The following is a 605-nucleotide window of genomic DNA, read 5'->3' as shown; positions in this document are numbered from 1 at the left end:
CCTGCGTACGTTCACCCACGGGCACGTACGGCAGTTACAGGCCGCCGCCCGCGACACCCTGTGCTTCGTGGACATCGACTCCATGCTGCGGCGGGTGTACGGCAAGCAGAAGCAGGGCATCGGGTTCGGCCACGCCAAGGTCGGCGGCTACAACGTCTACCCGCGCGGCTACAACCCCCTGGTCGCGACGCTGTCCACCCCGCTGTCCGCGCCGGTGACCGCCGCCACGAGGCTGCGGTCGGGTAACGCCGGCTCGGCCCGGGGCGCCGCCACCATGATCGCCGAGGCCGTCACGACCGCCCGGGCATGCGGCGCTTCGGGGGAGATCATGGTGCGAGCGGACTCGGCGTTCTACGCCAAGACGGTGATCAGCGGCTGCCGGCGTCGTGGCGTGCGGTTCTCGGTCACCTGCCGCATCGACCCGAAGATCCGCGCCGCGTGCGACGGCATCGCCGCCGACCAGTGGGTCGACATCACATATCCGCAGGCCGTCTGGGACGAAGACGCCGGCCGGTGGATCTCCGACGCGCAGATCGCCGAAACCACGTACACCGCGTTCGCCGGCACCCGACACGAGGCGACCGCCCGGCTGATCGTCCGCCGCG

At 71.1% G+C, this 605-nt stretch carries 1 protein-coding gene; it reads left to right on the top strand.

Annotation, left to right across the window (positions count from 1 at the left end; all coding sequences use genetic code 11):
• Positions 1 to 67: 67 nt before the first annotated feature.
• A partial coding sequence (locus ACFHWU_RS29330) for a transposase (RefSeq protein WP_416592329.1) occupies positions 68 to 605 on the top strand: 538 nt, incomplete at its 3' end.

This window comes from Micromonospora sp. LOL_015 (assembly GCF_048060275.1).
In the GTDB taxonomy this organism is placed as follows: domain Bacteria; phylum Actinomycetota; class Actinomycetes; order Mycobacteriales; family Micromonosporaceae; genus Micromonospora_E.
The sequence above is the reverse complement of the archived record's forward strand: the minus strand, read 5'-3'. Positions and strand labels throughout refer to the sequence as shown.